The sequence below is a fragment of the Streptomyces sp. NPDC047315 genome, from assembly GCF_040643215.1.
Classification (GTDB): Bacteria; Actinomycetota; Actinomycetes; order Streptomycetales; family Streptomycetaceae; genus Streptomyces.
The window spans coordinates 140,605-165,344 of the sequence record NZ_JBEYTZ010000005.1 but is presented as its reverse complement, the minus strand read 5'-3'; the positions used below and the strand labels follow the sequence as shown (position 1 = coordinate 165,344).

Here is a 24,740-nt window from a genome sequence, read left to right as displayed (position 1 = left end):
GGGGAGGGCCGGGTGGCGGTGCGTCAGCGCTGCGGCTTGGGCACGTCCTTCGGCTCCAACCGGGGCGTGCAGTAACGGGGGTCGGGGCGGCCCACGCCGGAGGCGCAGGGTGCGCCCTGGACCTGTTTGACGTAGTTGCCGGGGCCCGACACGGCGGAGGTGAAGACGGCGTCGAGGTCCTCGCCCACCCCGCAGCCGCTGAAGGGCGGTATGGTCACCGTCGAGGTCACCACGCCGCCGGTGATGAGCTGGTAGCCGTCGCCGCGCCCCTTGAGGATGCCGGTGAGGACCACGTGGTCCTTGGTGTCCTGGGCGGGGTCGGGGTCCTTGGAGTACAGCGACCCCACGGTTCGGCAGTTCGCTCCGACGTCCAGCGGGACCCCGTTGACCTTCACGTCCGTCAGCCGCAGCACCAGCGGGACCCGGATGTACGTCACGCCGGTCGACTTGGCCAGCAGGATGTCCGAGTCGATGGTCATGGTCTTCGTCTGGATCAGTTCCATCGTCGCGGTGGTGGGCATGAAGCCGTACGTCAGGAAGGTCGCCGGCGAGGGCTTCATCATCCGCTTGCCCTCCCAGTCCAGTTCGCCGGTGGCGTGCTGGATGAGGTGGAGCCCGTCGGGCTTGGGGACGATCTTCTTCCACTCGTCGACGATCCTGTTGCACGACAGCCGGCTCAGCGCCGCGGACTTCTGCTTGGTGGCGTTGGCGTAGCCGGTGACGTACGCGACGAGGGCGAGCGGGTTGGTGCGGTCGCCGACGCAGGGGGGTGCCGTGTCGGCGGGCGTGCCCGGTGCTGCGGGCGGCTCGGCCCTGAGGTCACGGCCGGGGCCGGGGTCCGTGCCTGCGCCGGTGTCGTCGTCCTGCGGCCGGCCGGGGGTGGCGGGTGTGGGGACGGGCGCGGAGGCGGACGGTGCGGGGGGCGCGGTCGTCGTGTCGGCCCGTACGTCGACGTCGGCCAGCCGCCCGGCCCGGCCGAGGTCGGACGTGCAGTCGAGGGCGAGCGACGAAGGCTCGGTGGGAGCGCCGTCCGCGGTGCGCGGGGCGAGGTCCACGGCGAGGGTGCCGGCGGTGAAGGCGAGGGTCCCGGTGTCGCCGGGGGTCACCTGGGGCACGGGGCCGGGTGCCGTCAGCCGTACCCGGTCCGCGCCTTCGGACCCCGGCGCGGGGACGGGCACGGGGCCCGCGGTGGCGCCCTCCCACACCACGGTGGCCCGGTGCTGCTTCTGGGTGAGGGCGACGGTGAGCCGGGTGGTGGCGGTGACCTCGGTTGCGGAGAGCGCCACGAGTTCGGCGCCGGCCTCCGGGGAGAGGGTGACCTCGGTGGTGACGTCCTCGACGGCGAGCGGCCGGCCGGGCGCTCCGCCGGCGGGCAGGGTCGCGGTGACGGTCACGTCCACGCCCCGCTTCCCACCGGGGAAGGCGCAGGTGTAGGCGAGGTCGACGGCGATGCTCCGCTCCTCGTCGACGGCGCGGGCACCGGGCATCAGCAGGGTCACCAGCACGGCCGCGGCGACGGCGGCGCGCACCGCGGTGCGGGAACGGAGGCGGGTGCGGGAACGGGTCGACTGGGCTCGCGGCCCGGCCCGGTGGTGCGACGTCCTCACGAACTCACGGCTCCCTCCACGCTGCTGCCTGCACGACGACGGCGGGCGGACCGCGCGGCGCCCCGGCTCCGGACCGGGTCCGGGCCCACCGCGCGATCCTCGAACACCCCCGGGCCCCTCACCCGGCGGACGGCGCGTTAGGGGGTGCCGACCACGGTCGGCCGGACCCCGCCGGCGCCGGTGACGCTGAAGTCGCCGTTGAAGGTGGGGTGGTCACCGTTCTGGGCGATGCCCGCGCAGCCGGGGCTGGCGTTGGCCACGGTCAGCAGCCGACCGCTGTTGGAGACGGTGAGGACGCCCGTCGCGTTGGAATAGGTGACGCTGACCTCGCCGACGACGTCGAACTCGCAGGTGAGCACGCCCAGCCGGGCCTGGACTCCGGTGATGTACCCGGTGGTGACACCGCCGCTGTGGTTCTGCGCCATCAGCTTCCACGGCGGGTTGGTGTCGGTCACCGGCTCCACCGGCCCCAGCGGGCTGGTACACGGATTGGCCGCGTTGCCGAAGGTGACCGGCGAGATGTCGCCGATCTTGGCGGGGTTGCCGGTGGCGCTGGCCAGCGTGCCGCCCGCATTGGCGACGGGGCAGGTCAGCGGGATCCCGTTGAGGTCCAGGACCGTGTTCGTGGAGACGGCCGAGAAGGTCAGCGGGGAGGACGGGCCCACCGTCCAGTTCGTGGGCTGGGCCAGCGCCGGGCCGGCGGCGAGGGCGACGGCGGCGGCTGCCCCTGTGACGACCACCGCGGCCTTTCTGAGCGGGTTTCTCACGTGAGGATCCTTTCGGTTCGTCAGCAAGACGTCTTGCTCGGCGGTCGTGCTCCACTCCCGTGGGGGATGCGCGAGGCCGGTGCGGAGCACGGAGCACGACGCGGAATCCCGATCACGAGCGATTGACGGGATTCGGCCACGTCCGATCTGTGACGCTGCGAGACGTTACTTGCGGGAAACATCGCGCACAATCCCGCCGTTCAAGATTCTCCGCACCGGAATTTTTCCTCGTCACCCGGTAAGCATTTAACGGATCGACCTTGTCATTTGGTGCGCAAAATTCCCGCCGGCCGCGGAACGCCCACAGTTCGCCCCGTACGCCACCTGTCACGCCCCGACAGTGATCGGCTCCTCGACACCGGCCAGCCGCGGGCGGATGCAACCCCCCACCCGGGGCGCCCCTGGGTGCTCGGGCGCGCGCACCCACCCTCCGGAATGCCACCTTCCGGACGGCCGGGCCAACGAACCCACGAGTAACGAGTGGCCAGAACCATCCCTTGTGACGACCCGTCAGGGCTGGCGAAAAGGCCGAGCTTTTGTCAATCCGCCACAATTCGCGACGAGCGGATCCTTCCGACAGAGAGCGTTTTCTTGCCCTTGTGGCACCCCGGTTCCCAAGTGGTGTTCACCGCGTCACCGTTGGTCTATCTTGCAGCGTGCTGAAGGGAGGCTGGATGCCGGGTACGGTGAACCTGTCGGACAGCGGGGAAGCGCTGGGGCCGCTTCCGCAGGAGTTCGCCGCGATCATCCGGCCCGAACTCCCCAGTCTGATCAAAGAGATCGGAATCGAGGTCACCCGGGCGTATCCGGAGTACGCGCGGCTGCTGAACGGTCCGTACGGCCAGGGCATCCGGGTGGGCGTCGAGCAGTCGATCTCGGTCTTCGTCGACCAGGTCGCCGAACCCACCGCGCCCTCCACGCTGCGGGACGAGATGTGCCGGCGCTTCGGCCGTTACGAGGCGTACGAGGGCCGCACGCTGGATTCGCTCCAGGGGGCGTACCGGCTCGGTGCGCGCGTCGCCCTGCGCCGGGCGAAGAAGGTGGGCCGCAGCTACAACTTCTCCCCCACGATGATGCTCTCCTTCGCGGACGCGCTCTTCGCCTACGTGGACGAGTTGGAGTCGCTCTCCCGCGAGGGCTACCTGGAGGCGCTGTCCCGCTCCGGGGAGCAGCACGAGATCCTCCGCCGCCGGCTGCTGCACCTGCTGCTGGCGGGCCCGCCGGTCCCCCGGACCGCGATCGCCGAGTTGTCGGAGCAGACGGCGTGGCTCCTGCCGGAACAGGTCACGCTGGTCGCCCTGCGCTCCCCGGCGGTGCTGGAGCGCATAGACATAGACAACACGGACGGCATGGACAACGATGTCCTCGCCGACCTCAGCGATCCCCAGCCGCACCTGTTGATCCCCGGACCCGTCGAACCGGACGGGGCCCGAAGACGGATGCTGGACGCGGCCCTGTTCGGCAATCGGGCCGCGGTGGGGCTGACCGTGCCGGCCGCCGAGGCGCACCATTCGATCCGCTGGGCCCGGCGCACCCTGGAGCTGGTCGACGCCGGCATCGTCCCCGACGCCCCGCTGGTCCTCGCGGAGGACCACCTCGTGCAGCTCTGGCTGCTGTCGGACCCCGGGCTGCTGGACCACCTCGCCGCGCGCGAGCTCGCGCCCCTCGCCGCGCTCACCCCCTCGCGCCGCGACCGTCTCGTGGACACCCTGCGGACCTGGCTGGACACCCGCGGCACGGCGGCGCAGATGGGCGAACTGCTCGCCGTGCATCCGCAGACGGTGCGCTACCGGATGCGCAATCTGGAGTCGATCATCGGCGATCGACTCGGGGACGCCGAGCGCCGCTTCGCCATCGAGGTGGTGCTCCGCGCCCGTGACCTCAGGCCCCGCGGCGCCGCCGAGGGCCCCTGACGGCGTTCACGGACCGACTCGTCAATTCAGGTGCCGGACGACGGCCGCGTTCCCCGCGGCGCCCTGGAGGTACGCCAGCCGCACCACGACGGCCGGGTCCGGCACGGCGAGTCGGATCCGGTGCGACGCATCGGGGCGAACGCACCGTGGTGCGTCGTCGTCCGCCGGCTCCCCGGGCGCGCCCGTCGGCTCGCACGGCGACTCACCGGGCAAGCCCGTGCCTCCGCGTCACTGCTGCCGGGCCCGCGGCCCGACCAGGGATTCGTACAGGTCCCGCCGCTCCTGCGAGCCGTCCTCGGTCTTGTCCAGCGCCGCCTTCCAGTCCTTCTCGATCTCGTTCAGGAAAGTGCTCCAGTCCCCGCTGGCGTGGGACGCGCCCATTTCCCGCAGGTCCACCAGGCGTCCGTTGTCGCTCTGCTTTCCGGCGCCGACCTTGTCGCCCTTGTGGCCGTGCAGGACGGATTCCGGGTTGGCGGTGGCCTCGGAGGAGCGGAAGTCGTGGACGTACCCGACGGGGCTGTGGGCGCCGGGGGCGACGGTCTCGATGCCGATCTGGAGCGAGCCGTCCCTCTTGGTGGTGGGCCGGTGGAAGACCAGCAGCATGTGGCCGTACGACCCGTTCGGCAGTACGACGTCCCCGTTCCAGTCCTTGGAGCCGAGGCCGCCGCCGGAGATGTCCTGCCCCCACAGCTCGGGGCGGGCCGCGCCGGCCGTGAGTTTGTTGGTGACGGCCGCCCGGAAGAAGCCGCCTTTCTCCTTGAACTTGCCGGGCTCCCCGTCCTCCTTGTTGTCCCCGATGGAGGTGCGGTGCGTGGCGTAGTCCCGCTTGTCGACGTCCGTCTCAAGGTCGCCCGCGTGCGCGGTCTTGGTGATGCCAAGGAACTTCGGGAGCGCGTAGGCCGGTTCCTCCTTGCTCTGGAGAGCGGGGATGCGGACGTTGACCCGCCCGCCGTGCGCGAGGGCGCGCACCACGTCGACCTCGTAGTCGACCACGTGTGCCCTGGCCTTCTCGTCGTAGAGCTTGAGCCCGTTCTGCAGCAGGAGCAGGACCCTGGTGAGCATCTCGCGGGCCCGCTTGTCCTTCGCCACGTAGTCCGGGACCCCCTCCTTCTCCTTGCCCTTGGCCTTGCCTTTGCCCTCCGCCGGCCCGGCGTCGGCCTTCGGGACGCCGCCGGCGTACTTGTGTTCGGGCGCGATCCCGGCCGGGTGCAGGGTGTCGACGGCGGTGTCCCGGATCTGCCGGTTCCGCTCCTCCTCCAGGTCCGTCCGATCCTGGTCCGTCCGATCCTGGTCTTCTCCGGGCCCTTTTCTGGTGCGCATGAACCGGCCGAGGGTGTAGTCGGGGGAGATCGGGGTCTCCTCGCCCGGTGGGCGGTTGGACGGGCCGTGGGCATTGAGCGCGAGGGTCGCGGTGAGCACGCGCTTTCCGGCGGGGAGCTTCAACCAGTCGCCGAACTTGCCCTCGTCGGCGTACTTCCGGGCCTCGGCATAGGTGCCGATGCCCACGTCCGCGAGCCACTTCGGGTTATCCCGGGAGAGCTGTTCGATGTCCTTCAGGTCCTGCTCGTTGAAGACCCGGCCTTGCATCACCCGTCGGTCCAGCGTCTTGCGCAGCCGCGCCGGCCCTTTGACCATCCAGTCCTCGGGCCACCAGGTGCCCGGGGCGAAGGGGTTCCGCTTCGCCTTCTTCAGGGCGGTGCCCCCTTCGATCGAACGGCTCAGCCGGTCCATGACCTCTGCGCCCTTCACACCCTCGGTGCCCTGCCCTTCCTTTGCGTCCTGCCCGCCGCCGGCCGCCTGCTCTGCGGCGGGTTCCCCGGCGCGCTGGACCACGGCCGGGACGGGCCCCTCCCCGTCCCGCGTCGGGCCGGCCGCCACGCGTTGCAGATGGCTGAGCCAACTCGCGTTCACACTGACGCGGGGCGCGCCGGGCCTGGTGCCCACCGGCGGTCGCCCGTCGTGCTGAGCCCGCTCGTGTCCGGCAGAGTGCACGGCATACCCCTAAGGAACCTCAATGACGACGGTGGGACCTCGTCTTGATAAGCCATCGGGGCCGCGCGGGACAGGGGCGACGGGGCCGGTTCGAGGGCCTGCGGAGTGCCCCTTCGGGCAGCCGGCTCCCCCACTGGGTCACCGGCGGGCGTACAGGGCCTCGATCTCGTCCGCGTACGCCTTCGCCACCTCCGCGCGCTTGACCTTCAAGGACGGGGTGAGTTGCCCGTTCTCCTCCGTGAAGGCGCCGGGCACGATGCGGAAGCGGCGGACCGACTCGGCGCGCGAGACCGCCTCGTTGGCGTAGTCCACGGCCCGTTGCACGTCCGCGATCAACTCGGGGTCGTCGCAGAGCACGTCCTGCGGGGTGTCCTTCGGGCGTCGGCGCACCGCGAGCCAGTGCTCGATCGCTTCCGCCTCCAGGGTGACCAGGGCGGCGACGTAGGGGCGGCGGTCGCCGACCACGACGCACTGACCGACGGGGGGTCGGCTGCGCAACCGGTCCTCCAGCACGGCGGGCGACACGTTCTTGCCGCCCGAGGTGACGATGACGTCCTTCTTCCGCCCGGTGATCGTCAGATAGCCGTCGTCGTCCAGGCCCCCGAGGTCGCCGGTGGCGAACCAGCCGTCGGTCCGGCACCGGCGGCTTGCGTCCGGCGCGTTCCAGTACGCGTCGAACACGATGTCGCCCCTGATCAGCACCTCGCCGTCGGCCGCGATCCGGACGGCGGTGCCGGGCACGGGCAGCCCGACCGTGCCGGGCCGCGGGGCGAGCGGTGGCGAGATGGTGGCTGCCGCGGTGGTCTCGGTGAGTCCGTACCCCTCGTACACCACCACCCCGGCCGCGTAGAAGAACAGCATCAGCCGGCGGTCCAGCGGCGATCCGCCGCTGATGGCGTACCGCAGCCGGCCGCCGAGTTGGCTGCGGATGCGGCGGTACACCAGCAGGTCGTACAGGGCGTGGGCGACGGTGAGCGCGAGCCCGGGACCCTTGCCGGTGCCGAGGTGCCGGGCGAGGTGTGCCTCGCCGTACCGCACGGCGATCGCGTCCGCGCGGGCGAAGGAGGCGCCCCGCCCCATCCGTTCGGCTGTCGCCCGCCCCGTGTCGTGGATCTTCTCGAAGAGGTACGGCACCCCGACGACGAACGTGGGCCGGAACTCGCGCAGTTGCGGGCGCAGGTCCTCCGGTTTGATGCTGGGGCAGTGGCCGATCTCGATCCGGGCCAGCAGGCACGCGATCTGGATGGTGCGCCCGAGGACGTGGGCGAGCGGCAGGAAGAGCAGCGTCGACGCGGTCTGCCGGGTGACCTCCCGGAAGACGGGGTGCAGGAGTTCGACCGTGTTCTCGGCCTCGGCGCGCAGGTTCCCGTGGGTCAGGACGCAGCCTTTGGGGCGGCCCGCGGTGCCGGAGGTGTAACAGATGGTGGCGATGGAGTCGGCGGTCACCGCGACCCGCCGCTCGGTGACCTCCGCGTCGCTGAGGTGGGCGCCGAGCGCGGTCAACTCCGCCAGCGCACCGCCTTCGACGCGCCACACCTCGGGCGGCTGCGGCAGGTCGCGGGCGGCTGCGTCGACGACGGCGGCGAGTTCGTCGTCCTCGACGACCACGTGGGTCACGGCCGCGTCGTCGAGGATCCAGGCGACCTGTTCCGCGGACGAGGTGGCGTACACGGGTACGGACTGTCCCCCGGCCGCCCAGATCGCGAAGTCGATCACGGTCCACTCGTAGCGGGTGCGGGACATGATCGCGACCCGGCCGCCGGCCGACACACCCGCCGCCATCAGCCCTTTTGCGACCGCGTTGACCTCGCGGGCGAACTCGGCGGCCGTGACGGGCCGCCAGCGGCCGTCGGCGCCCCTGCGCCGTAGGATGATCGATTCGGGTGCGTGCTGCACATTGTCGTAAGGTATGTCGCCAGTGCTGCCGGTGGCAGAGGTCCGGGCCAGCCGTGCGGTGCACACCTCCCGAACGACGCCGTCGCTCCGGACGATCTCCACCGGGGCACGGTCGACGAGGTCACCGCGCTGTTTCGCCCTCTTCAGGTCCTTGCGTACGCCCATGGTCGGCTCCTGTTCGCACGGTGCGGGCGGGGAGTTGCCGGGACACGGCGCCACGGGGTGACGCGTCGAAGGGCAACTTACTCGCGCGTAAGAAGAAAGCAATGGGGCGGCCGGGAAGGGCCACCGCACAGAGAAGGACGGACACCGTGACCGCGTCACCGCTCGTTCCCGTACCCATCCCCGACCGTGTCGCCGTGCTGATCGGTTCCTGCATGCCGGAGCACGTCCTGTGCGCCGAGATCGAGGCGGACCGGGCGGCCCGGCTGCTGCACTGCCTGCGCGGCCCGCTCGATGCGGCGGACCGCGCGGAGCGGGAGCGGACGTTGTCCGTACTCGCCCGGGCGAACAAGGTGCTGGCAGCGCACAACCCCCGGCTGATGGTCCTTCCGGAGTGACTTTTGCGGTGGGTTACTCGATGAACGTCGACTACTCGATGAACGTCCCGTCCACGTAGACCCAGGCGCCGGCGAACCGCTCGAAGGTGCTGCGCTCGCGCAGTTCGCCGCGCTTGCCGCGGTGGCGGTAGCGGGCCCGGAAGGTGACCGTGCCGGCGGAGTGGAACGGCCCGCCGTTCGTCACCTCGGTGACCTCAAGCCCCTCCCACGCCATGCCGGGGTCCAGGTCGAGCTGCGCCGGTCGGGTGTCGGGGTGCCAGGTGCGCAGCAGGTACGCCGCGTCAAGGGCGACGAACGCGCTGTAGCGGGAGCGCATCAGCAGCTCCGCGGTGGGCGCCGCGGCCTCCCCCGAGTGGAACCGCCCGCAGCACTCGCCGTACGCCGCAGGCAGCCCGCAGGGGCAGGGCGTGGCGGCGGTGAGTGCGCCGGGATCGAGGGAGCGGCGGGGGCGGGTGGGGCGTGGGGACATGGGTCCATTCTCCCGCAGGGGTCAGGAAGCGGCGCCCCGGGGCGGCCGTCCGGAGCGGTGGTCGGCGACGAAGGCGCGGGCCCGGGCCAGGGCCTCCGGCGAGACGCCGGGGAGCCCGTCGTCGATGCCGCCGTCGAGCATGTCTGCGACCACATCGTGCAGGAGTCGGCGAACGGCGGGGCTGTGGGGCAGGGCGCACAGCGCAAGGAGGCGTTGGGGGGATGCGTGCCCCAGCATCTGTAGGTACATCAGGGCCTCGTCCACCAGATCTTCCTGCGGGGACTCGCCTAGCAAGCCGAGCAGCACGGTGGCGATGTGGTCCAGGTGTTCTTCGCCGTCCTGAACGTCCGAGCCGGCCGAGATGACGTACAGGACCACGTCCATCGGCAACCGACGGGCGTCGAGGACGAGTTGCCGCAGCACCAACCGGCGCATCTCGTACCTGGTGTCCTCGTCGATGCCGGCGCCCCACGTCATGACCGCAGCGCAGTCGTAGTACCTGCCGGCGAGTTCGTCGGGTGCCGCGCCCAGGCCGCTCGTCAGCCAGAGGGCCGTCAGCACGCGGGCCGCGGAGGTGGACGGGCCCGCGGACGAACTCGTCACGGCCGTGACGGCGCCCGGCAGCACGGCGAAGAAGGGGTCCAGCGCGTGCAGTGCGAGGAGATCGCTGGTGCCGCCCGACACCAACATCTTGTGGTGGACCTCTTCCGGCCGCGAGCGCGTCCAGCTCACCACCCCGTCCTCGTCGCTGAGCCGTCGCCCGTACAGCCAGTGGGCGTCCACCGGCTCCGGCTCGCCTCTCGTCCGCGCCGCCGCCGTGACGCTCAGGTCCTGCTGATCGCCCGTCCAGCACTGCCGCAGGTCCACCGCCATCGCGAACTCCGTCCACTCCGACTCGCGGAACGCCGAGCGCCACAGCATCGCGCGCCGGTGCCAGAGCGCGGCGGGCTTGTCGGCGCCGGGGAAGAGCCGGCTGGCCCGCAGCGGCTCCGGGGAGACGAGGACGGCGAGCAGGACGACGTTCGCCGAGTACAGGCCGTGGCGGGAGGAGGTGGCGCGGACCTCGGGCCGGTAGTCGGCGTAGGCGTGTTCGGTGCGGTTGCGATGGTCGGTCAGCACGGTCAGGAGCAGCTCGACGAGGCGTTCCCGCTCCTGCCCGGGCAGGAGTTCGATGCGGGCGGTCGCGAAGCGGAGTATCTGCCGGGAGGCGAGCGTGGCGTACGAGAGCAGGACGTACGGCAGGTCGTCGTTGATCCGCGCACGGCCCACCGCGAGCGCCGGACGCTGGGCGAGCAGCCCTTCCAACAGCTGTACGGACAGCCGGGCGATCAGATATTCGCCGAAGGTGGCGTGCAGGAACTCGTACGTCGCGAGCCGCTGGGCGTCCCGCAGCGCCTGGGAGCGCTGGACGAAGAAGAACCGGCCCAGCGCGATGTCCCCTTGGCCCAGCGGCGCCCGGCGGCCGTCGCCGACCGGCTCCGCGCGGCCGAGCAGTGCGGTGAGGTCGTCCTCCGCCTCCTGTGAGGTGATCCACTGGCGGCGGCGGTTGAGCATGCCGAAGGAGATCAGGGACAGCCGCTGGAGCTCCTGTTCGGCGCACTCGGCGAGCCGGTGGCCGGTCAGCTCGTCGCCCGACTTGGCGACTTCCCTGGACGCGAAGGAGGTCAACAGCTCCTCGTAGAGGTGCGACGCGTCGAAGGGGGTTTCGCCGACCGTCTCCTGCTGGAGGGCGTTGGCGGTGCCGTCGTAGAGCGCGAGCATCAGCAGCAGCAGGGGCTGGGAGGCGAGTTCCCCGTGGCGCAGGGCGATGGCGGCCGGTAGCGGGACCAGTCCACGGCCGGCGAGGTACGCGCTGTTCAGCCGGTTCCACAGCTCCAGCCAGCGGGTGACCTGCTCGGCGCTGAAGGGGTCCAGGCGCAGCGCGACGGCCCCCTCCGGGTAGCGCGGGCGGTCGGCGACGGCGGTGCGGCTGGTGACGATCGCGTACACCGGGCGGCCCTGGTCGGCCTCGCGCTCCTGGAAGCGGGCGACCCGCAGGAGGAAGTCGGACTGGCTGATGCCGGTGGCCTGGAGGAGTTCGTCGTAGCCGTCGAAGAGGAGGACGGGCACGGAGTCTCCGGCCGCGCGCACCAGTTCGGGCCAGGAGACGCGTTCGCCGGTCGCGGCGCGCACGGCCCATTCGATCTGGTCCTGTACGTCGAGGTCGGAGGGGACCTCGCGGAGCAGGATGCGCACCGGCAGATAGCCGGCGGACGGCAGCCGGGCCGCGAGGATCCTGGTCAGGACCGACTTGCCGGCTCCGGGCTGGCCCAGGACCATCAGCGGGGCGCGGGTGGTGGCGGGCGCGGTGAGCAGGCCGGACAGGCACTCGATGAGGTCGGACCGCGGCTCGGCCTCGGACCAGAACTCCTCGTCGGCGGGTCCGCGCGACGTGCCGCCCACGGCCCGCAGCCGGAAGTCGGGATCGACGTACCCCTCCTCCAGCGTGGGCAGGCACGCCCCGGCCGGGGCGTGTCCCTCGGAGAGGATCGGCTTGGCGAGCGCGGCGCGGTAGCCGGTGGTGAGCGCCGCGGCGGCGTTCCGGTGCGGCTGGACGGCGCTGAGCCCGGCGAGGGCGGATTCGACGCCGGTGAGCGAGCGGCGGACGAGGGTGCGGGTGGCCTGGTGGTCGACCTGCCCGGACCAGAAGCCGAATTCGGCTACTTCGACGGCGAGTTCGCCGTACAGCTGCTGGTAGCGGTCGCAGGCGCGGTGGGTGACCTGACGGCCGACGCGGGTCAGTTCGTTCATGCGGTTGCTCGCATCGAGCCGGTCGAAGACGGCGAGTCCGCTGACGAAGCGGATGAAGTGCTCCTGGAAGCTTCGGTAGGTGACGCGGACGGTGCCCACGTGGTCCTCGAACGACCGGTGCGGCGCGGGCGGGTCCACCCGAAGGTCGACCAGTGCTTCGAACAGGTCGGCGCCCGGCACCGCCCCGCTCGCGATCGCCACCTGGTCGCGCCCCGTCAGCTCCATCTCCTCCAGTCGGAACGGCAGCTCCGTTTCCCCCAGCGCCTCGAACCAGGCCGTGATCACCAGGACGGAGTGGGCCGCGTGGATCCGGTCCGTGCGGGTGCCGCGGTCGACGTCGCTGAGGGACCCGCGCAGGTTCGCGGTCAGGTCGCGGCCCAGTCTCAGGACCCGCCCCTGGGCGTCGAGCATGTTCAGCACGGCGTCGCTGACGCCGCCCGTCGCCACGGACAGGACGCCGCCGAGCGCCCGGTCCGCCGCGGCGAGCGCCGCGCTGTCCCCCGTCAGGATCGCGACCGCGTCCCGGTAGCTGATCTGTCGTCGCCCGCGCACCGAACCCCCGTGAAATCCAACTGACTTGGCTGCCCGCGTCCGGTGTACCACAGGGCCGCCGGACGCGGGCCGGCCGTCGACTCACAGGTCAGGAACGGCTGCGGGGATGCCCGTAACCCACCCTGATCTCGTCGATCTGGAGCTGTCGGTGGAAGCGGGGCACGGTCTCCTTCGCCCAGGTACTGGCGACCTCCAGCCGCACGAAGCGGGCGGAGCGGTTCCCGAGGTCGATGAAGCGGGTGCCGCGGGCGCTCTCCAGCACGGCCGACTTCACCGGCTCGCCCCACGTCTTCCCGTCCCGGCTCAACCGGACCTCGTAGTCCTTGATGCGCGCCGAGTCCTCGACCCGGCCGAAGGTCTCGCGGTTGTACGTCGGCGACCACTCGCGCTGGTTGACGGCGAGGAACCGGGTCGGCTTGACGCGGCCGAGGTCGAGCGTGACGGAGACCGGGACCTGGACGGCCGAGTCCCAGTAGGTGTCGAAGTCGCCGTCGGTGAGGTGGCCGGCGGGGAAGCCGTCCTTCGCTGACGTGGCGGTGGCCCGTACGGACCGCGCCGGGTACAGCCCCTCGCGTTCCTCGTCGGTTTCGACGGTGAAGACGGTGTCGTACGGGTCCCAGGCGGTGACGCCCTTGATGGTGAGGCTGCCGTCGCGCTGGTCGAACGCCATCCGCCGCCCCGTCCGCAGGTCGGTGACGCGCTCCACCCGGTGGCCGTTGTCCCGGATCCGCACCCGGTCGCCGGTGGTGGGGCGGGTGGTGACGTGGACGTACTGGCGGCTGCGGTCCTTCTTGCCGACGGTGACGTATCCGTAAGCGCCGTCGTTCCAGGCCCCGGGCTGGAGTCCGCCGTACGCGTACCCGCCGCCCTCCACGCCGGAGAGGGACTTCCAGATCGGCGGGAGGTAGTCCTTCATGAAGTCGGTGAACCGCTGCTGCTGGGGCGGGAACCTCCCGTTGACCATGGCGGTGAGGTTCATCAGGGACTTCACCGACGTGCCGGCGTTGGCCACGTAGCGGCCCACGTTCAGCCCGGTGGACACGGGCCGGTCCTGGCCGTCGTACCACCAGGCGCCGGTGTCGGGGACCTTGAAGCAGGACTCGGTGAGCCGGGGCATCGGCGTCCAGATCGCCGACGGCTGGTCGTAGGGCGGGGTCATCCCGGTCTTCTGCTCGTGGGACACCATGTCCATGATCGGGGTGTCCTCGTTGTTGTTGCTGAGCGTCATGTCCGGGCGCTTCTCGCGGATCTGCTCGTAGAGCCGGTTCTGCTCCCAGTACTCGTTGTCGTTGTCGATCCAGAAGCCGGCGAGGTCCGGATAGCCGTCCATCACCTCGAAGAAGAGGTCGTAGGAGTACTCGCCGAAGCCGGCCCGGGTGGTGAGGTCGACCGGGCGTCCCTTGTGGGCGGAGTAGGCGGCGGAGTCGAGGGTGTTGAAGCCCTGTTCGCTGTGCCACTTGGGGTCGTCGGTCATGTAGAGGATGACTTCGAGGCCCTTGGCGTTGGCGGCCTCGGTCAACTCGCCGAGGAAGTCGCGCTCGGTGGCGCAGGTGCCGGGGATCTTGGAGGGCCAGGGGCGGGCGTAGCCCAGTCGGGAGTGGAAGGTGGCGAGGACGATGTAGCTCGCCCGGATCTTCCGCGCCTCCTCGACCCAGTAGTCCGCGCTCCAGCCGCCGCCGGTGACGGCGTCCTCCCAGGCCCGGCAGTCGGTGTGCATGGGGCGGGTGAACATGCCCCAGTGCAGGAACAGTCCGGCGGTGGAGTTGCGGAGCATGGTCTGGCGGGCGGGGTACGCGGGGGCGGCGGCGGGCGCAGTGGCCGCGGTGCCCGGCTCGCCGGCCGGGCGGGCGGTCGACGGCGCCGCCAGCAGCAGCCCGCCCAGCAGCGCGAGCACTGAAGCCCACACCACGCCGATCGTGCGGCGCCTCACGGGTACACCACCTCCGAACCGTTCACGAACACCTTGCGGATGGTCAGGTCCCGGGAGAAGCCGATGACGTTGGGGTTCGCCATGTTGGTGAACCGGCAGTTCTCGATGTGCACGCCGACGAACGGGTCGGAGTCCAGGCCCTCCAGGTTGATCGCCCGGCGGGCGCCGTCGTGGACCATGTCCTGCACGGTGACGTTGCGGATGACGGCGGGCCGCTCGCCCTGCTGGCCCGCGTAGCGGGTGGTCAGGTAGATGCAGTCGCGGTCGATGGCGCGCCCGGTGAAGCGGCGCACGTACACCCCGTCGATGAAGCCGCCGCGCTTCTTGTTGGTCTTGATGAAGACGGGGTGGCGCGGGTTGTAGCGGCCGGGGAAGTCGGTGGGGTTGATCGAGCAGTCCTCGGCGAAGACGTTCCGCACGCCGCCGGACATCTCGCTGCCCACCGCGACGCCGCCCCAGCGGCCGGAGAAGACGCAGTCGCGGACGACGATGTTCTCGCTGGGCACGCCGACCCGGTGGCCGTCCTCGTCCCGGCCGGACTTCACCGCGATCGAGTCGTCCTCGGTGTGGAAGCGGCACCCGGTGATCAGCATGTCCGACGTGCACTCGGGGTCGACGCCGTCGCTGTTGTTGATGCGCCCGATGACGTCCACGTCCTTGAGGGTGACGTTGCGGCAGAGCACCGGGTGGATGGTCCACATCGGCGGTTCGAGGATCGTCACGTCCTGCATCAGGATGTTGCGGCAGTCGTAGAACTGGATCATGTTGGGCCGCAGGTGGTGGCCGGCGCCGAAGACCCGTTCGGCGACGGGCACGCCTTCGGTGCCCATGCGGCGCAGCTCGGCCTGGTCTATCAGGGCGTTCCCGCCGGGGTCGCGCCAGCTCTTCCAGGGGCCCTTCATGCCCTGTCCGTCGAGGGTGCCCTTGCCGGTGATGGCGAGGTCGCACTCGCCGTGGGCGTAGACGAAGGACGAGTAGTTGTAGCACTCGGTGCCCTCCCAGCGGGTGAGCACCACGGGGAGGTAGTCCTTCGGGTCGGTCGAGAAGAGGACGGTGCCGCCCTCCACCACGTGCAGTTCGACCTTGCTGCGCAGCCGGATCGCGCCGGTGAGGAAGCGACCGCGGGGGACGACGACCCGGCCGCCGCCGGCCCGGTGGCAGGCGTCGATGGCGGCTCGGAAGGCGCGGGTGTTCTTCGTGGTGCCGTTGCCGACGGCGCCGTACGCGGTGATGGTGAACTGCCGTTCGGGGAAGGTGGGCGGGCGGATGCGGGAGAGGATCTCGGGGACCTGTTCCCAGGGGTCGCGGGCGAGCCGGGCGACGGTGCGTTCGGCGGCGGCCACGGTGGCGGCGCCGATGGCGGGCGGCAGCAGGGCCGCGGCGGCGGCCGTGCCCGCGTAGGCGAGGAAGGAGCGGCGGCCGGTTCCCGGAGGCGGGCCCGTCGGGGGGTCGGTGTCGGGCGGCGGGCCCGTCGGGGGGTCGGTGGGGTTCACGGGGTGGTCACCTCTCATGTCGTGGGGCGGGGGACGGCGATGTTGTCGTAGCGGTCCCAGCCCTGGGAGATGCGGGTGAAGTAGGTGTCGGCCTGGGTGGCGTCCCGGATCCAGTCCCACTCGCCGGTGGTCGCCTGGTCGGGGTGGGCGCGCATGGCGGCGGCGACCTTCCGGGACTCGTCCAGGCCGTGCCAGATCAGCCGCTTCATGCCCTCGGCGCGGTGTTCGGGGCCCTGCACGTAGATCCGGTAGCCGAAGTAGGCGGTGCTGATCGCCAGGTGGAGCCGGGCGGTGAGCAGGGTGCGCTCGAAGTAGGCGTTGAGCTGGCGGTAGTGGTCCGGGGCGAGGGTGTCCTTGGCGCGCTGGACGTCGCGCAGCGCGGAGGCGGCGAGCTCGGCCCCGTACCGCTTCTCGGTGAGCACGTCCTTGAGGTACGTGCCGTCCATGGCGTTGGTATCGGTGAGCCAGCCGTTCGCGATGACGTGCGGGTTCTCCCGCTTCATCGTGGCGGAGTACTTGCAGTAGGAAGGCGCCAGGTGTTCGATCACGCCGGTCCAGTAGTGGTAGCGCTTGTTGACCCCGTGGCCCACGCGCACGGTCGGCGGGTCGACCCACTTCCCGGACACGCTGCGGTCCCAACTGGAGCAGTACGGGTCGTAGTCCAGGCGCGAGTGGTTGGCGTTGTTGGTGCCCAGGGTGTACATGACCGAGGTGGTGATGTCGTACGACTTGGCGAGGGCCGCGGCCACGTGGCGGGCGGACTTCCTTCCGTACGTCAGCTCCGCGAACTCCCGGTACATGCGCTCGGGCCGGGCCCGGCGGTCGCGGTCGGCGCGGGCGAGGGCGTACAGGTTGACCTCGGTGGGGGTGCCGACGATCCGGGACTCCTTGTAGCGGTCGGTGCGGGCGACGTAGCCGATGACGTTCGGCTGCTTCTGGTAGTACCGCATCCGGTTGACGTGGTCCTCGGCGAAGGCGTTCGCGATCTTCCCCTGGCCGTGGTACTCGCCGGTGGCGTCGTACTCGACGAGCACGGGCCGCTTGATGCGGGTGACGGTGGTGTCGACGGGGTGGGTGAGGAAGAAGTCGTGCGGCTGCGCCTTGATCATGACCCGGGCGGCCGGGTTGGTGACCAGGTCGATGGCCTTGATGGTGCGCTCCATCTCCTGCGGGAAGTAGCCGAAGGTGCGCAGGTAGAGGCCGAGGCCGCGCTCCTCGTTGACGACGTCGGCGACCTGGTCGACGAGGTAGGCGAGTTTGGCCTCCTCGGTCAGCAGCCGGGTGGAGTGCTGGCGCTCCACCCGGGCACCGGTCTCGATGAAGGTGAGGACGACGGAGTCCACGTCGGGGACGAGGTCGAGCATCTGTCGGTAGTCGTTCTTGAACCACTCCCAGAAGGCGGGGTTGTCGAGGTCGATCGTGCCGCCGGGGCCGGTGCGGAACTCGGCGGGGTAGTAGTCCAGTCGGTACAGCGCGTGGTCCCAGATCGCGACCTCGTCGATGCCGGCGCGGTGGGCGGCTGCGGTGATCCGGTTGGCCTGGATGCGCTTCTTCTCCTCGCGCACCTCGCGCAGGTCGTGCACGATGTGGTGGCTGATCTGGAGGTGGTTGACGTCGTACGAGGGGGCGGCGGCCAGCACCTCGTCGGCGCCCTTGTCGCTGTCGGACAGGATCGTCCAGCCGCGCACGGGCGAGCCGGCGCCGCCGTCCGCGCCTGCGCGTGCGCGCTCGGGCGCGGTCCGCGCCTCGGCGGGGCCCGGCTGGAGCGCTCCGGCGAAGGCGAGCGCGACGACCACGAGCACGGTGAGCCACCGGCGCGCCAGCCGAGCCGCGTCACTTTGCATGATCATGCCAATCCTCACGCCACCTCAACCCCGTTCACGGTCACCCGGTGGAAGGTCAGGTCGTCGGTGAAGGCGATGGAGTCCGGCCCGCGCACGCCGGTGAAGTCGCAGTGCGACAGGTGCACCCCGCGCAGCCGGTCGCCCTCCAGGCCCACCAGGTTCAGCACCGCGCGCGCCCCGTCGATCCGGGTCCGCGACAGGTGCACGTTGCGCACCGAGACGGGGTGCGCACCGCCCTCGCCGCCGTTGTAGTTCATGTTCACGAACACCACGTCGCGCTCCACGGCGCGCCCGGTGAACTCCCGTACGTACACCCCGTCGATGGAGCTCCCGCGCTTCTTGCTCGCCTTGACGTACACCGGGTACTTCACGGGGTAGTGGCCGGGGAAGTCCAGCGGGTTGATCCGACAGCGCTCGGCGAAGACGTTCCGCACGCCGCCGGACATCTCGCTGCCGACCGTGATCCCGCCCCAGCGCCCGGAGAAGTCGCAGTCCTGGACGACGACGTTCTCGCTGGGCACGCCGACCCGGTGGCCGTCCTCGTCGCGGCCGGACTTGACCGCCACGCAGTCGTCGTTGGTGTTGAAGCGGCAGTCCTTGACCAGGACGTCACGGCACGCCTCGGGGTCGCAGCCGTCGGTGTTGTAGAGGATGCTCTCCACCGTCACGTCGCGGATCGTCACGTTCGACGACAGCACGGGGTGGATGGTCCACATCGGCGGGTCCACCACGGTCAGTCCGCTGACGACCACGTCGCGGCAGCGGTTGAACTGGACCATGGCCGGGCGCAGGTGGTGGCCGGCGCCGAAGACCCGCTCGGCCACCGGGACGCCCTGCGACCCCATGGAGCGCAGCAGCCGCTGGTCGGGGCCCTGGAGCCCGCTCGTGCGGTACCAGCTCTCCCACGGGCCGAGGCGCGCCTGTCCGTCCAGGATGCCCCGCCCGGTGACGCCGACGCCGCGCTGTCCGTGGGCGTAGACGAAGGGCGAGTAGTTGAAGCACTCGGTGCCCTCCCAGCGGGTGGACACCACCGGCAGGTAGTCGGCCGGGTCGGGGCTGAAGGCGAGGATGCCGCCCTCGCTCACGTGCAGGTCCACCCCGCTGCGCAGATGGATCGCGCCGGTGACGAACCTGCCGGCGGGCACGACGACGTGGCCGCCGCCGGAGCGGTGGCAGGCGTCGACCGCGGCCCGGATGGCGGCGGTGTTCTTGGTGGTGCCGTCGCCGACCGCGCCGTAGCGGGTGATGTCGAAGGTGCGGCGACGGAAGGCGGGGGGTCTGATCCGGGCCAGGATGCGGGGCAACTGGCCCCAGCCGGAGCCCTCCCCGGCTGCGGACGGGGCGGCGGGGCCGTCCGCGGGCAGCGCGGCGGCGGTGGGGGCGGCGGGCAGCAAGGACCCCGCCGCCAGCGCGCCGGAGGCCCACAGGGCCGTACGGCGCGACGGGTGCGGTTGCATGGCGTCACCTCTCACGAGGGTGCTCACGAAGGACTGCGTACGGGCGGGGGCGGATGGCCGGCTGCCGTGCGCCGCCCCGTTCGAGGCGGCCGTACGGACCCCGCGTGTCAGGGGGTGCGCTCCTCCTTCACTCGGGTCACCAACTGGGTGGGATTGACGAAGCGCAGCGCGATCACCAGCAGCACCAGCATCGACAGGGTGTACATCACGGCCATGGCGTCGATGGACTGCTGGGTGCGGATCCCGGCGGAGAACACCGCGTAGTAGAGCGCCACGATCAGGGTCTGGCTGTCCGGACCCGCGGTCAGGAAGGTCAGTTCGAACATCCCGACGGTGCGGACCAGGACCAGTACGGACGCGGCCAGGATCCCCGGCACCAGCAGCGGGGCGAGCACCCGCAGCAGCACGGAGGCGGTGCGCGCGCCGCACATCCGGGCGGCGGCCTCGATCCTGGGGTCTATCTGTTCGATGAACGGCGTCATCGTCAGCACCACGAACGGCACCGACGGCACCAGGTTCGCCAGCACGACGCCGCTGAGGGTGCCCGCGAGGTGGAACTTGTACAGCACGGTCGCCAGCGGGATGCCGTAGGTGATCGGCGGCACGAGGATCGGCAGCAGGAACAGCAGCAGCACCAGCCGCTTGCCGGGGAAGTCGCGCCGGGCCAGTGCGTACGCCGCCGGCACCCCGACCAGTACGGAGATCGCGACGACGAGTACGGAGACCAGCGCCGTGGTCCAGAAGACCTGCCCCAGCGAGAACTCCCGCCACGCCGAGCCGTACCACTTGGTGGTCCAGCCGTCCGGCAGCCAGCTGGTGAACCAGCGGGTGCCGAAGGAGTCCACGAGCGGTACGCCGACGACGCCTGCGAGGTTGACGAAGAAGAAGCCGAAGACGAGCGCGGTCACCCAGGTGGCGGGGCGGCCGAACCGGCGCGGGCGCCGTCCGCGCCGGTCGCCCGACCCCCGCTGTTCGTCCCGCCCCCGCCGGTCCTTTGGCGCCCGCTGGTCTCTCCGCCCCCGCAGGCGGCGGGTGCGCACGGTGGCCATCAGCCCTTGCCCCCCGTCGCGCCCCGGTACAGCAGCGAACGCCACGCCAGCACCACGATCACCACCGCCGTCATCACGGCCGCCATCACCATCGCGATGGCCGAGCCGAGGGAGTAGTCGAACTTCTGGAAGGCCGCCTGGTACGCCTCGATCGAGATCACATGGGTCTCCCCCCGCGGGTCACCGACGAGTTGCGCGGACGGGAAGACCGCGAAGGCCAGCACGAACGACAGGCAGAAGGTGATCGCGAGCCCGGGAGCCAGCAGCGGCAGCAGCACGTGCCGAAAGCGCTGGCGCACGTTCGCCCCCAGCGTGGCCGCCGCCTGCTCCAGGCTGGGGTCGATGCCCGTCAGGTACGAGAGCGTCAGCAGGTACGAGAAGGGGAAGCCGGTGATCACCAGGGAGGCGAACACGCCCCAGTAATTGTGCACCAGCTCCAGCGGCTGGTCGATGAGCCCGATCCCGGTGAGCGTCTTGTTCAGCCAGCCGTTGGGCCCCAGGTAGCCGAGGAGGCCCTGGGCGGTGAGGACCGTGCCCAGGGTGATCGGCATGACGAGCAGGGTGGTGATCAGCCGCCGCCCGCGGAAGGTGCCGCGGGTGCGGAACGCGACGGGGACCGCGGCCAGGCAGTTCACCAGGGCGACCGGCACGGCCAGCTTCAGGGTGAGCCAGATCGTCTCCCTGAGGTACGGGTCGGAGAAGAACTCCCGGTAGTTCGCCAGCGCCCCGCCGCCGCCCTGGGGCTGGAAGGAGAGCTGGAGGCCGTACAGGAAGGGGTAGCAGAACAGCAGCACCAGGAAGACCGCGCCGGGCACCAGCAGCAGGAGGGTGCGGTCGACCCCGCGTTCGGCGAGCCGGTGAAGCAGCGCGGGACGGGCGGTCGGCGCGGGTCGGGTCATGGGGTGGCCGCCTCGCGCAGTCGGGGGTCGACCGGTGGCGCGGCGGTGCCGGCCGCTCCGTCCGGGGCGAAGACCAGCAGCCGGTCGGGGGGCGCGGCCAACTCCACCCGCTCACCGGCGGCGAGGCGGTGGCCGGTGCGGAAGTGGACCCGCTGGCCGTCACAGAGCCGAGCCTGCACCGCGTGTTCCCGACCGTGGTACTCGACCACCTCGATGTCCGCGTCGAACCGGCCGGGCACGGTGTCCGCGGCCACGCCGAGGTCCTCCGGGCGCAGGGCTGCGATGCCGGGGGCGCCGGTCGCGAGGTCACCGCGGTTGACGCCGGTCAAGTCGGCGCCGGCGACGCGCAGGGCGACCCGGTCGCCGTCGACGGCGGTCACGGTGACGTCGAGCATGGTGCGGTAGCCCATGAAGGAGGCGACGTAGCGGTTGGCGGGGCGCCCGTACACCTCCTCGGGCGGGCCGGTCTGCTGCACCAGCCCGTCGCGCAGCACCACGAGCCGGTCGGCGAGCGAGAGCGCCTCCTCCTGGTCGTGGGTGACGTACACGGTCGTCAGGCCGAGGCTCTGGTGCAGCCGGCGGATCTCGGTGCGCATCTCCAGCCGCAGGGCGGCGTCGAGGTTGGACAGGGGTTCGTCCATGAGGACGAGACGGGGCTCCAGGACGATCGCCCGGGCGATGGCGACCCGCTGCTGCTGGCCGCCGGAGAGCTGTCCGGGCCGTTTGCGGGCGTGGGCGGTGAGCTGGACCAACTCCAGCGCCTCGGCGGTGCGGCGGGCGATCTCGGCCTTGGGGGTCCTGGCCATCTTCAGGCCGAAGGCGACGTTGCCGGCGACCGTGAGGTGCGGGAAGAGCGCGTAGTTCTGGAAGACCATGCCGAAGCCGCGGCGTTCGGGAGCGACGTGGTCGATGCGTTCGCCGTCCAGCCGGATCGCGCCCGCGGTCAGCGGCAGCAGGCCCGCCAGACAGTTCAGGGCGGTGGACTTGCCGCAGCCCGAGGGGCCGAGGAGGGCGATGAACTCGCCGCCGCGGATGTCGAGGTGGAGGTCCTTGAGGGCGGCGTGGCGGCCGAAGCTGCGGGAGACCCCGTCGAGTCCGAGGGTGTCGAACCGGGCCATGGCTCAGCGACCCGCGACCTGGCGGTTCCACAGGTCGAACGCCTTGACCTGGGCCTGCGCGGGCAGGGACGGCTTCTTGGAGAACTCGTCGATCCACCGGTCGAACTCGGGGACGCCGAACTTCGCGATGGTCTCCTGCGACTTCTTCGGCGCCATGCTCAGCGGCACGTTCTTGATCGCGGGGCCGGGGTAGAAGTAGCCGTCGTCATACGCCTTGGCCTGTTGCTCCGGGGTGAGCATCCACTTGATGAGCTGGAGCGCCGCCGACATCGTGTCGGCGTCCACGCCCTTGGGCACCACCGCGTACTGCGCGTCGGTGACCCAGGTCATGCCGTCGAAGCGGCCGGCCTTCATCTTTTGGGGCACGGTGCCGAGGGCCCGCGGGTTGATGTACCAGCCGGTGGTGGACATGACCATGTCGTGGGAGCCGGATGCCAGGTTCTTCATGGTCTCGGTGGTGCCCGAGCCGTACGTGCCCACGTACTTGTCCAGCTCCTTGAGGTACGCCCAGGTCTTGTCCCAGCCCTTGACGGGGTCGGTGGGGTCCGCGTCGCCGAGGAGGTAGGGCAGGCCCATCAGGAAGGTGCGCCCGGGGCCGGAGTTGGCAGGGTCGGCGTACTGGAACCGCTTGGGGTTGGCCCTCGCCCAGGCGAGCAGTTCCTGCGGGGTCTTCGGGGGGTTCTCGACCTTGTCCGGGTCGTACTCGTACAGCGGGCCCGAGGGGTAGTAGACGACCGCGGTGCCCTTGCCCTGGGCGAGCTTATGCATCTCGGCCGCGGGCTCCTGGTAGTCCGGGGTGCCGATGGCGTCCTGGTGCTCCGTCATCGAGGACCACAGGTCCTGGGAGAGGCCGGCGGCGAGCCCGTCCGTGCCGGTGAGCACCAGGTCGATCTGGACGCGACCGGCCTGCTGTTGTGCCTTGATCTTCCCGGCGAGGTCGGGGGCGGGCGCCTTGGAGTAGGTGACCTTGCCGATGACGTCGGGGTGCTCCTTGACGAACGCGTCGATCATGCCCTGGGTGAGCTGGAGGTTTCCGGCGACGTCCAGGATGTCGAGCGTCACGGGCTTCGCCGGCTTCGCCGGGATCTTCCGGTGCTCGTCGCCCGAGTCGGAGTCGTCGGACTCGGGAGCACCGCACCCTGCGGCTGCCACGACGAGCAGCAGGCCCGCACACACCCGGGCCGCTGAACGGCGGTACAGTAATCGGGCCATGGCGACTGGCACTCCTCTACTGAGATAGCGCTTACTCGGCCTTGTGCCCGAACAAAGTCCACCCCGGCCGGGGCCGTGTCAAGAGAGTGCGCCGGTGGAACCGCGTACTCGCAGCTCAACGGGGACGGTTTCGGGCTCGATGTCCTCGTCCCCGGCCATGATCCGGCCCAGCGCCTCGCCGGCGATCTGCCCCAGTCGATCGCGCGGAACCGCTACCGTCGTCAGGGGCGGCGAGGAGAACCGGGCCATGTCGATTTCGTCGAAACCGGTGAGCGAGATGTCGTCGGGGACCTTGACGCCCAGCTCGGAGAAGCGGGCGAGGACGCCGAGGGCGACGAAGTCGTTGTACGCGATCACGGCGCTCGCGCCGCTGTCGAGGGCGGCGGGGGCGACCGCGTACCCCTCGTCCGTCGTGGAGCCGCAGGGGGCGGTGACCACCTCCAGGCCGAACGCCTCGGCGCCGGAGAGCGCGCGCAGCCGCTCGCCGTTGGCCCAGGCGTGCTCGGGGCCCTCCAGGTAGAGCACCTTGCGGTGGCCGAGCCGCGCCAGGTGACCGCAGAGCGCCATGATCCCGCGGAAGAAGTCGACCGCAATGGAGTGCAGGGCGAGGCCGGGCACCTGACGGTTCGTGACCAGCAGCGGGGTGCCGCGGCCGGCCATGGCCGCCAGGTCCGCGCGGGGCATCCGGGGGGAGCACAGCAGCAACCCGTCCGCGTACCGCAGCAGGTCCTCGGTCAACTCCCGCTCCACGGCCGGGTCCTCGTTGGAGTCCATCACCAGCACCCGGCTGCCGGCCTCCCGGGCGACCACGGAGACCGACTTGATGATGTCGTGGAAGTACGGGTTGGCCAGGTCGGGCACGAGCACGCCGATGGTGCCCGAGCGCCCCCGGGCGAGCCCCTGGGCCGCGGCGCTGGGGCGGTAGCCCAACTCGACGATGGCGGCCCGCACCCGCTCGGCGAGCGCGGGCGCCACGGTGTCCACACCGTTCAGCACCCGGGAGACCGTCGCCACGGAGGCCCCGGCCTGCCGCGCCACGTCGGCGATCGTGACCCTCTTGGGGCGCTTCGGGGCAACCATCCGGACGCTCTCCTCCACTGGCTCACGGCCCGCCGAAGTCCAGCCGGCGCACGCCGTGCACCGCCCACGGGAAACCGGTTTCTCGCTCCAGGAACGTAGCAGAAGGCAGGGC

The 24,740-nt window shown here is 71.2% G+C and carries 18 protein-coding genes; 2 read left to right on the top strand and 16 right to left on the bottom strand.

What is annotated here, in order from left to right; translation table 11 throughout:
- Nucleotides 1-23: 23 nt before the first annotated feature.
- Together ABZ842_RS07240 and ABZ842_RS07235 are read right to left on the bottom strand one after the other, a co-directional pair.
- Nucleotides 24-1,607 carry a DUF6801 domain-containing protein gene (locus ABZ842_RS07240; protein ID WP_361533071.1) on the bottom strand — a complete coding sequence of 528 codons (1,584 nt, stop codon included), beginning with the start codon at nucleotides 1,605-1,607 and terminating at the stop codon, nucleotides 24-26.
- Between the two features lie 137 nt (nucleotides 1,608-1,744).
- Entirely contained in the window at nucleotides 1,745-2,374 is a 630-nt protein-coding gene (locus tag ABZ842_RS07235) for a hypothetical protein (protein ID WP_361533068.1), read from the bottom strand.
- A gap of 674 nt (nucleotides 2,375-3,048) precedes the next feature.
- Between ABZ842_RS07235 and ABZ842_RS07230 the strand changes: the two genes are divergently transcribed.
- Entirely contained in the window at nucleotides 3,049-4,287 is a 1,239-nt protein-coding gene (locus ABZ842_RS07230; protein ID WP_361533065.1) for a helix-turn-helix domain-containing protein, read from the top strand.
- 21 nt (nucleotides 4,288-4,308) lie between these two features.
- Here ABZ842_RS07230 and ABZ842_RS07225 read toward each other — a convergent pair whose 3' ends face one another.
- The 3 genes from ABZ842_RS07225 to ABZ842_RS07215 form a co-directional block, all read right to left on the bottom strand.
- Nucleotides 4,309-4,500, bottom strand: coding sequence for a hypothetical protein (locus tag ABZ842_RS07225; RefSeq protein WP_361533062.1), 192 nt, complete (start codon nucleotides 4,498-4,500; stop codon nucleotides 4,309-4,311).
- A 15-nt stretch (nucleotides 4,501-4,515) separates the two neighbouring features.
- Entirely contained in the window at nucleotides 4,516-6,279 is a 1,764-nt protein-coding gene (locus ABZ842_RS07220; RefSeq protein ID WP_361533059.1) for a PE-PGRS family protein, read from the bottom strand.
- Nucleotides 6,280-6,417: 138 nt separating this feature from the next.
- Nucleotides 6,418-8,340: an AMP-dependent synthetase/ligase gene (locus ABZ842_RS07215; RefSeq protein WP_361533056.1), complete on the bottom strand. Its 1,923-nt coding sequence runs from the start codon at nucleotides 8,338-8,340 to the stop codon at nucleotides 6,418-6,420.
- Between the two features lie 146 nt (nucleotides 8,341-8,486).
- Here ABZ842_RS07215 and ABZ842_RS07210 point away from each other — a divergent pair, with 146 nt between their 5' ends.
- A complete protein-coding gene (locus tag ABZ842_RS07210; RefSeq protein WP_361533053.1) occupies nucleotides 8,487-8,735 on the top strand; it encodes a hypothetical protein in 249 nt (82 codons plus the stop codon).
- A 31-nt stretch (nucleotides 8,736-8,766) separates the two neighbouring features.
- Here ABZ842_RS07210 and ABZ842_RS07205 read toward each other — a convergent pair whose 3' ends face one another.
- From ABZ842_RS07205 to ABZ842_RS07155, 11 genes are all read right to left on the bottom strand, one after another.
- A complete protein-coding gene (locus ABZ842_RS07205) occupies nucleotides 8,767-9,204 on the bottom strand; it encodes a YchJ family protein (RefSeq protein ID WP_361533050.1) in 438 nt (145 codons plus the stop codon).
- Nucleotides 9,205-9,225: 21 nt separating this feature from the next.
- Nucleotides 9,226-12,546 carry a hypothetical protein gene (locus tag ABZ842_RS07200; RefSeq protein ID WP_361533047.1) on the bottom strand — a complete coding sequence of 1,107 codons (3,321 nt, stop codon included), beginning with the start codon at nucleotides 12,544-12,546 and terminating at the stop codon, nucleotides 9,226-9,228.
- A gap of 88 nt (nucleotides 12,547-12,634) precedes the next feature.
- Complete coding sequence (locus ABZ842_RS07195) at nucleotides 12,635-14,476, bottom strand: alpha-L-fucosidase (RefSeq protein WP_361533044.1); 1,842 nt, start codon at nucleotides 14,474-14,476, stop codon at nucleotides 12,635-12,637.
- On the bottom strand, nucleotides 14,473-15,969 hold the full coding sequence (locus tag ABZ842_RS07190; protein WP_361533041.1) for a glycoside hydrolase family 28 protein: 1,497 nt from the start codon (nucleotides 15,967-15,969) through the stop codon (nucleotides 14,473-14,475). The genes ABZ842_RS07195 and ABZ842_RS07190 overlap by 4 nt, the downstream gene beginning before the upstream one ends.
- A 14-nt stretch (nucleotides 15,970-15,983) precedes the next feature.
- Entirely contained in the window at nucleotides 15,984-17,819 is a 1,836-nt protein-coding gene (locus ABZ842_RS07185; protein WP_361533038.1) for a hypothetical protein, read from the bottom strand.
- A gap of 8 nt (nucleotides 17,820-17,827) precedes the next feature.
- On the bottom strand, nucleotides 17,828-19,270 hold the full coding sequence (locus tag ABZ842_RS07180) for a glycoside hydrolase family 28 protein (RefSeq protein ID WP_361533036.1): 1,443 nt from the start codon (nucleotides 19,268-19,270) through the stop codon (nucleotides 17,828-17,830).
- A gap of 107 nt (nucleotides 19,271-19,377) precedes the next feature.
- Nucleotides 19,378-20,319 (bottom strand): ABC transporter permease subunit, encoded by a 942-nt coding sequence (locus ABZ842_RS07175; RefSeq protein WP_361533033.1) that lies wholly within the window; start codon nucleotides 20,317-20,319, stop codon nucleotides 19,378-19,380.
- A complete protein-coding gene (locus ABZ842_RS07170) occupies nucleotides 20,319-21,218 on the bottom strand; it encodes a sugar ABC transporter permease (protein WP_361533030.1) in 900 nt (299 codons plus the stop codon). Before ABZ842_RS07170 ends, ABZ842_RS07175 begins: the two co-directional genes overlap by 1 nt.
- Entirely contained in the window at nucleotides 21,215-22,336 is a 1,122-nt protein-coding gene (locus ABZ842_RS07165) for an ABC transporter ATP-binding protein (protein WP_361533027.1), read from the bottom strand. Before ABZ842_RS07165 ends, ABZ842_RS07170 begins: the two co-directional genes overlap by 4 nt.
- A gap of 3 nt (nucleotides 22,337-22,339) precedes the next feature.
- A complete protein-coding gene (locus tag ABZ842_RS07160; RefSeq protein WP_361533024.1) occupies nucleotides 22,340-23,548 on the bottom strand; it encodes an extracellular solute-binding protein in 1,209 nt (402 codons plus the stop codon).
- 78 nt (nucleotides 23,549-23,626) lie between these two features.
- A complete protein-coding gene (locus ABZ842_RS07155; protein WP_361533021.1) occupies nucleotides 23,627-24,628 on the bottom strand; it encodes a LacI family DNA-binding transcriptional regulator in 1,002 nt (333 codons plus the stop codon).
- Nucleotides 24,629-24,740: the final 112 nt, after the last annotated feature.

Coding starts and splice junctions, on each gene's coding strand:
- ABZ842_RS07230 (WP_361533065.1), top strand. CDS start 3,049: ATGCCGGGTACGGTGAACCTGTCGGACAGCGGGGAAGCGCTGGGGCCG.
- ABZ842_RS07215 (WP_361533056.1), bottom strand. CDS start 8,340: ATGGGCGTACGCAAGGACCTGAAGAGGGCGAAACAGCGCGGTGACCTC.
- ABZ842_RS07205 (WP_361533050.1), bottom strand. CDS start 9,204: ATGTCCCCACGCCCCACCCGCCCCCGCCGCTCCCTCGATCCCGGCGCA.
- ABZ842_RS07185 (WP_361533038.1), bottom strand. CDS start 17,819: ATGATCATGCAAAGTGACGCGGCTCGGCTGGCGCGCCGGTGGCTCACC.
- ABZ842_RS07180 (WP_361533036.1), bottom strand. CDS start 19,270: ATGCAACCGCACCCGTCGCGCCGTACGGCCCTGTGGGCCTCCGGCGCG.
- ABZ842_RS07175 (WP_361533033.1), bottom strand. CDS start 20,319: ATGGCCACCGTGCGCACCCGCCGCCTGCGGGGGCGGAGAGACCAGCGG.
- ABZ842_RS07170 (WP_361533030.1), bottom strand. CDS start 21,218: ATGACCCGACCCGCGCCGACCGCCCGTCCCGCGCTGCTTCACCGGCTC.
- ABZ842_RS07165 (WP_361533027.1), bottom strand. CDS start 22,336: ATGGCCCGGTTCGACACCCTCGGACTCGACGGGGTCTCCCGCAGCTTC.
- ABZ842_RS07160 (WP_361533024.1), bottom strand. CDS start 23,548: ATGGCCCGATTACTGTACCGCCGTTCAGCGGCCCGGGTGTGTGCGGGC.
- ABZ842_RS07155 (WP_361533021.1), bottom strand. CDS start 24,628: ATGGTTGCCCCGAAGCGCCCCAAGAGGGTCACGATCGCCGACGTGGCG.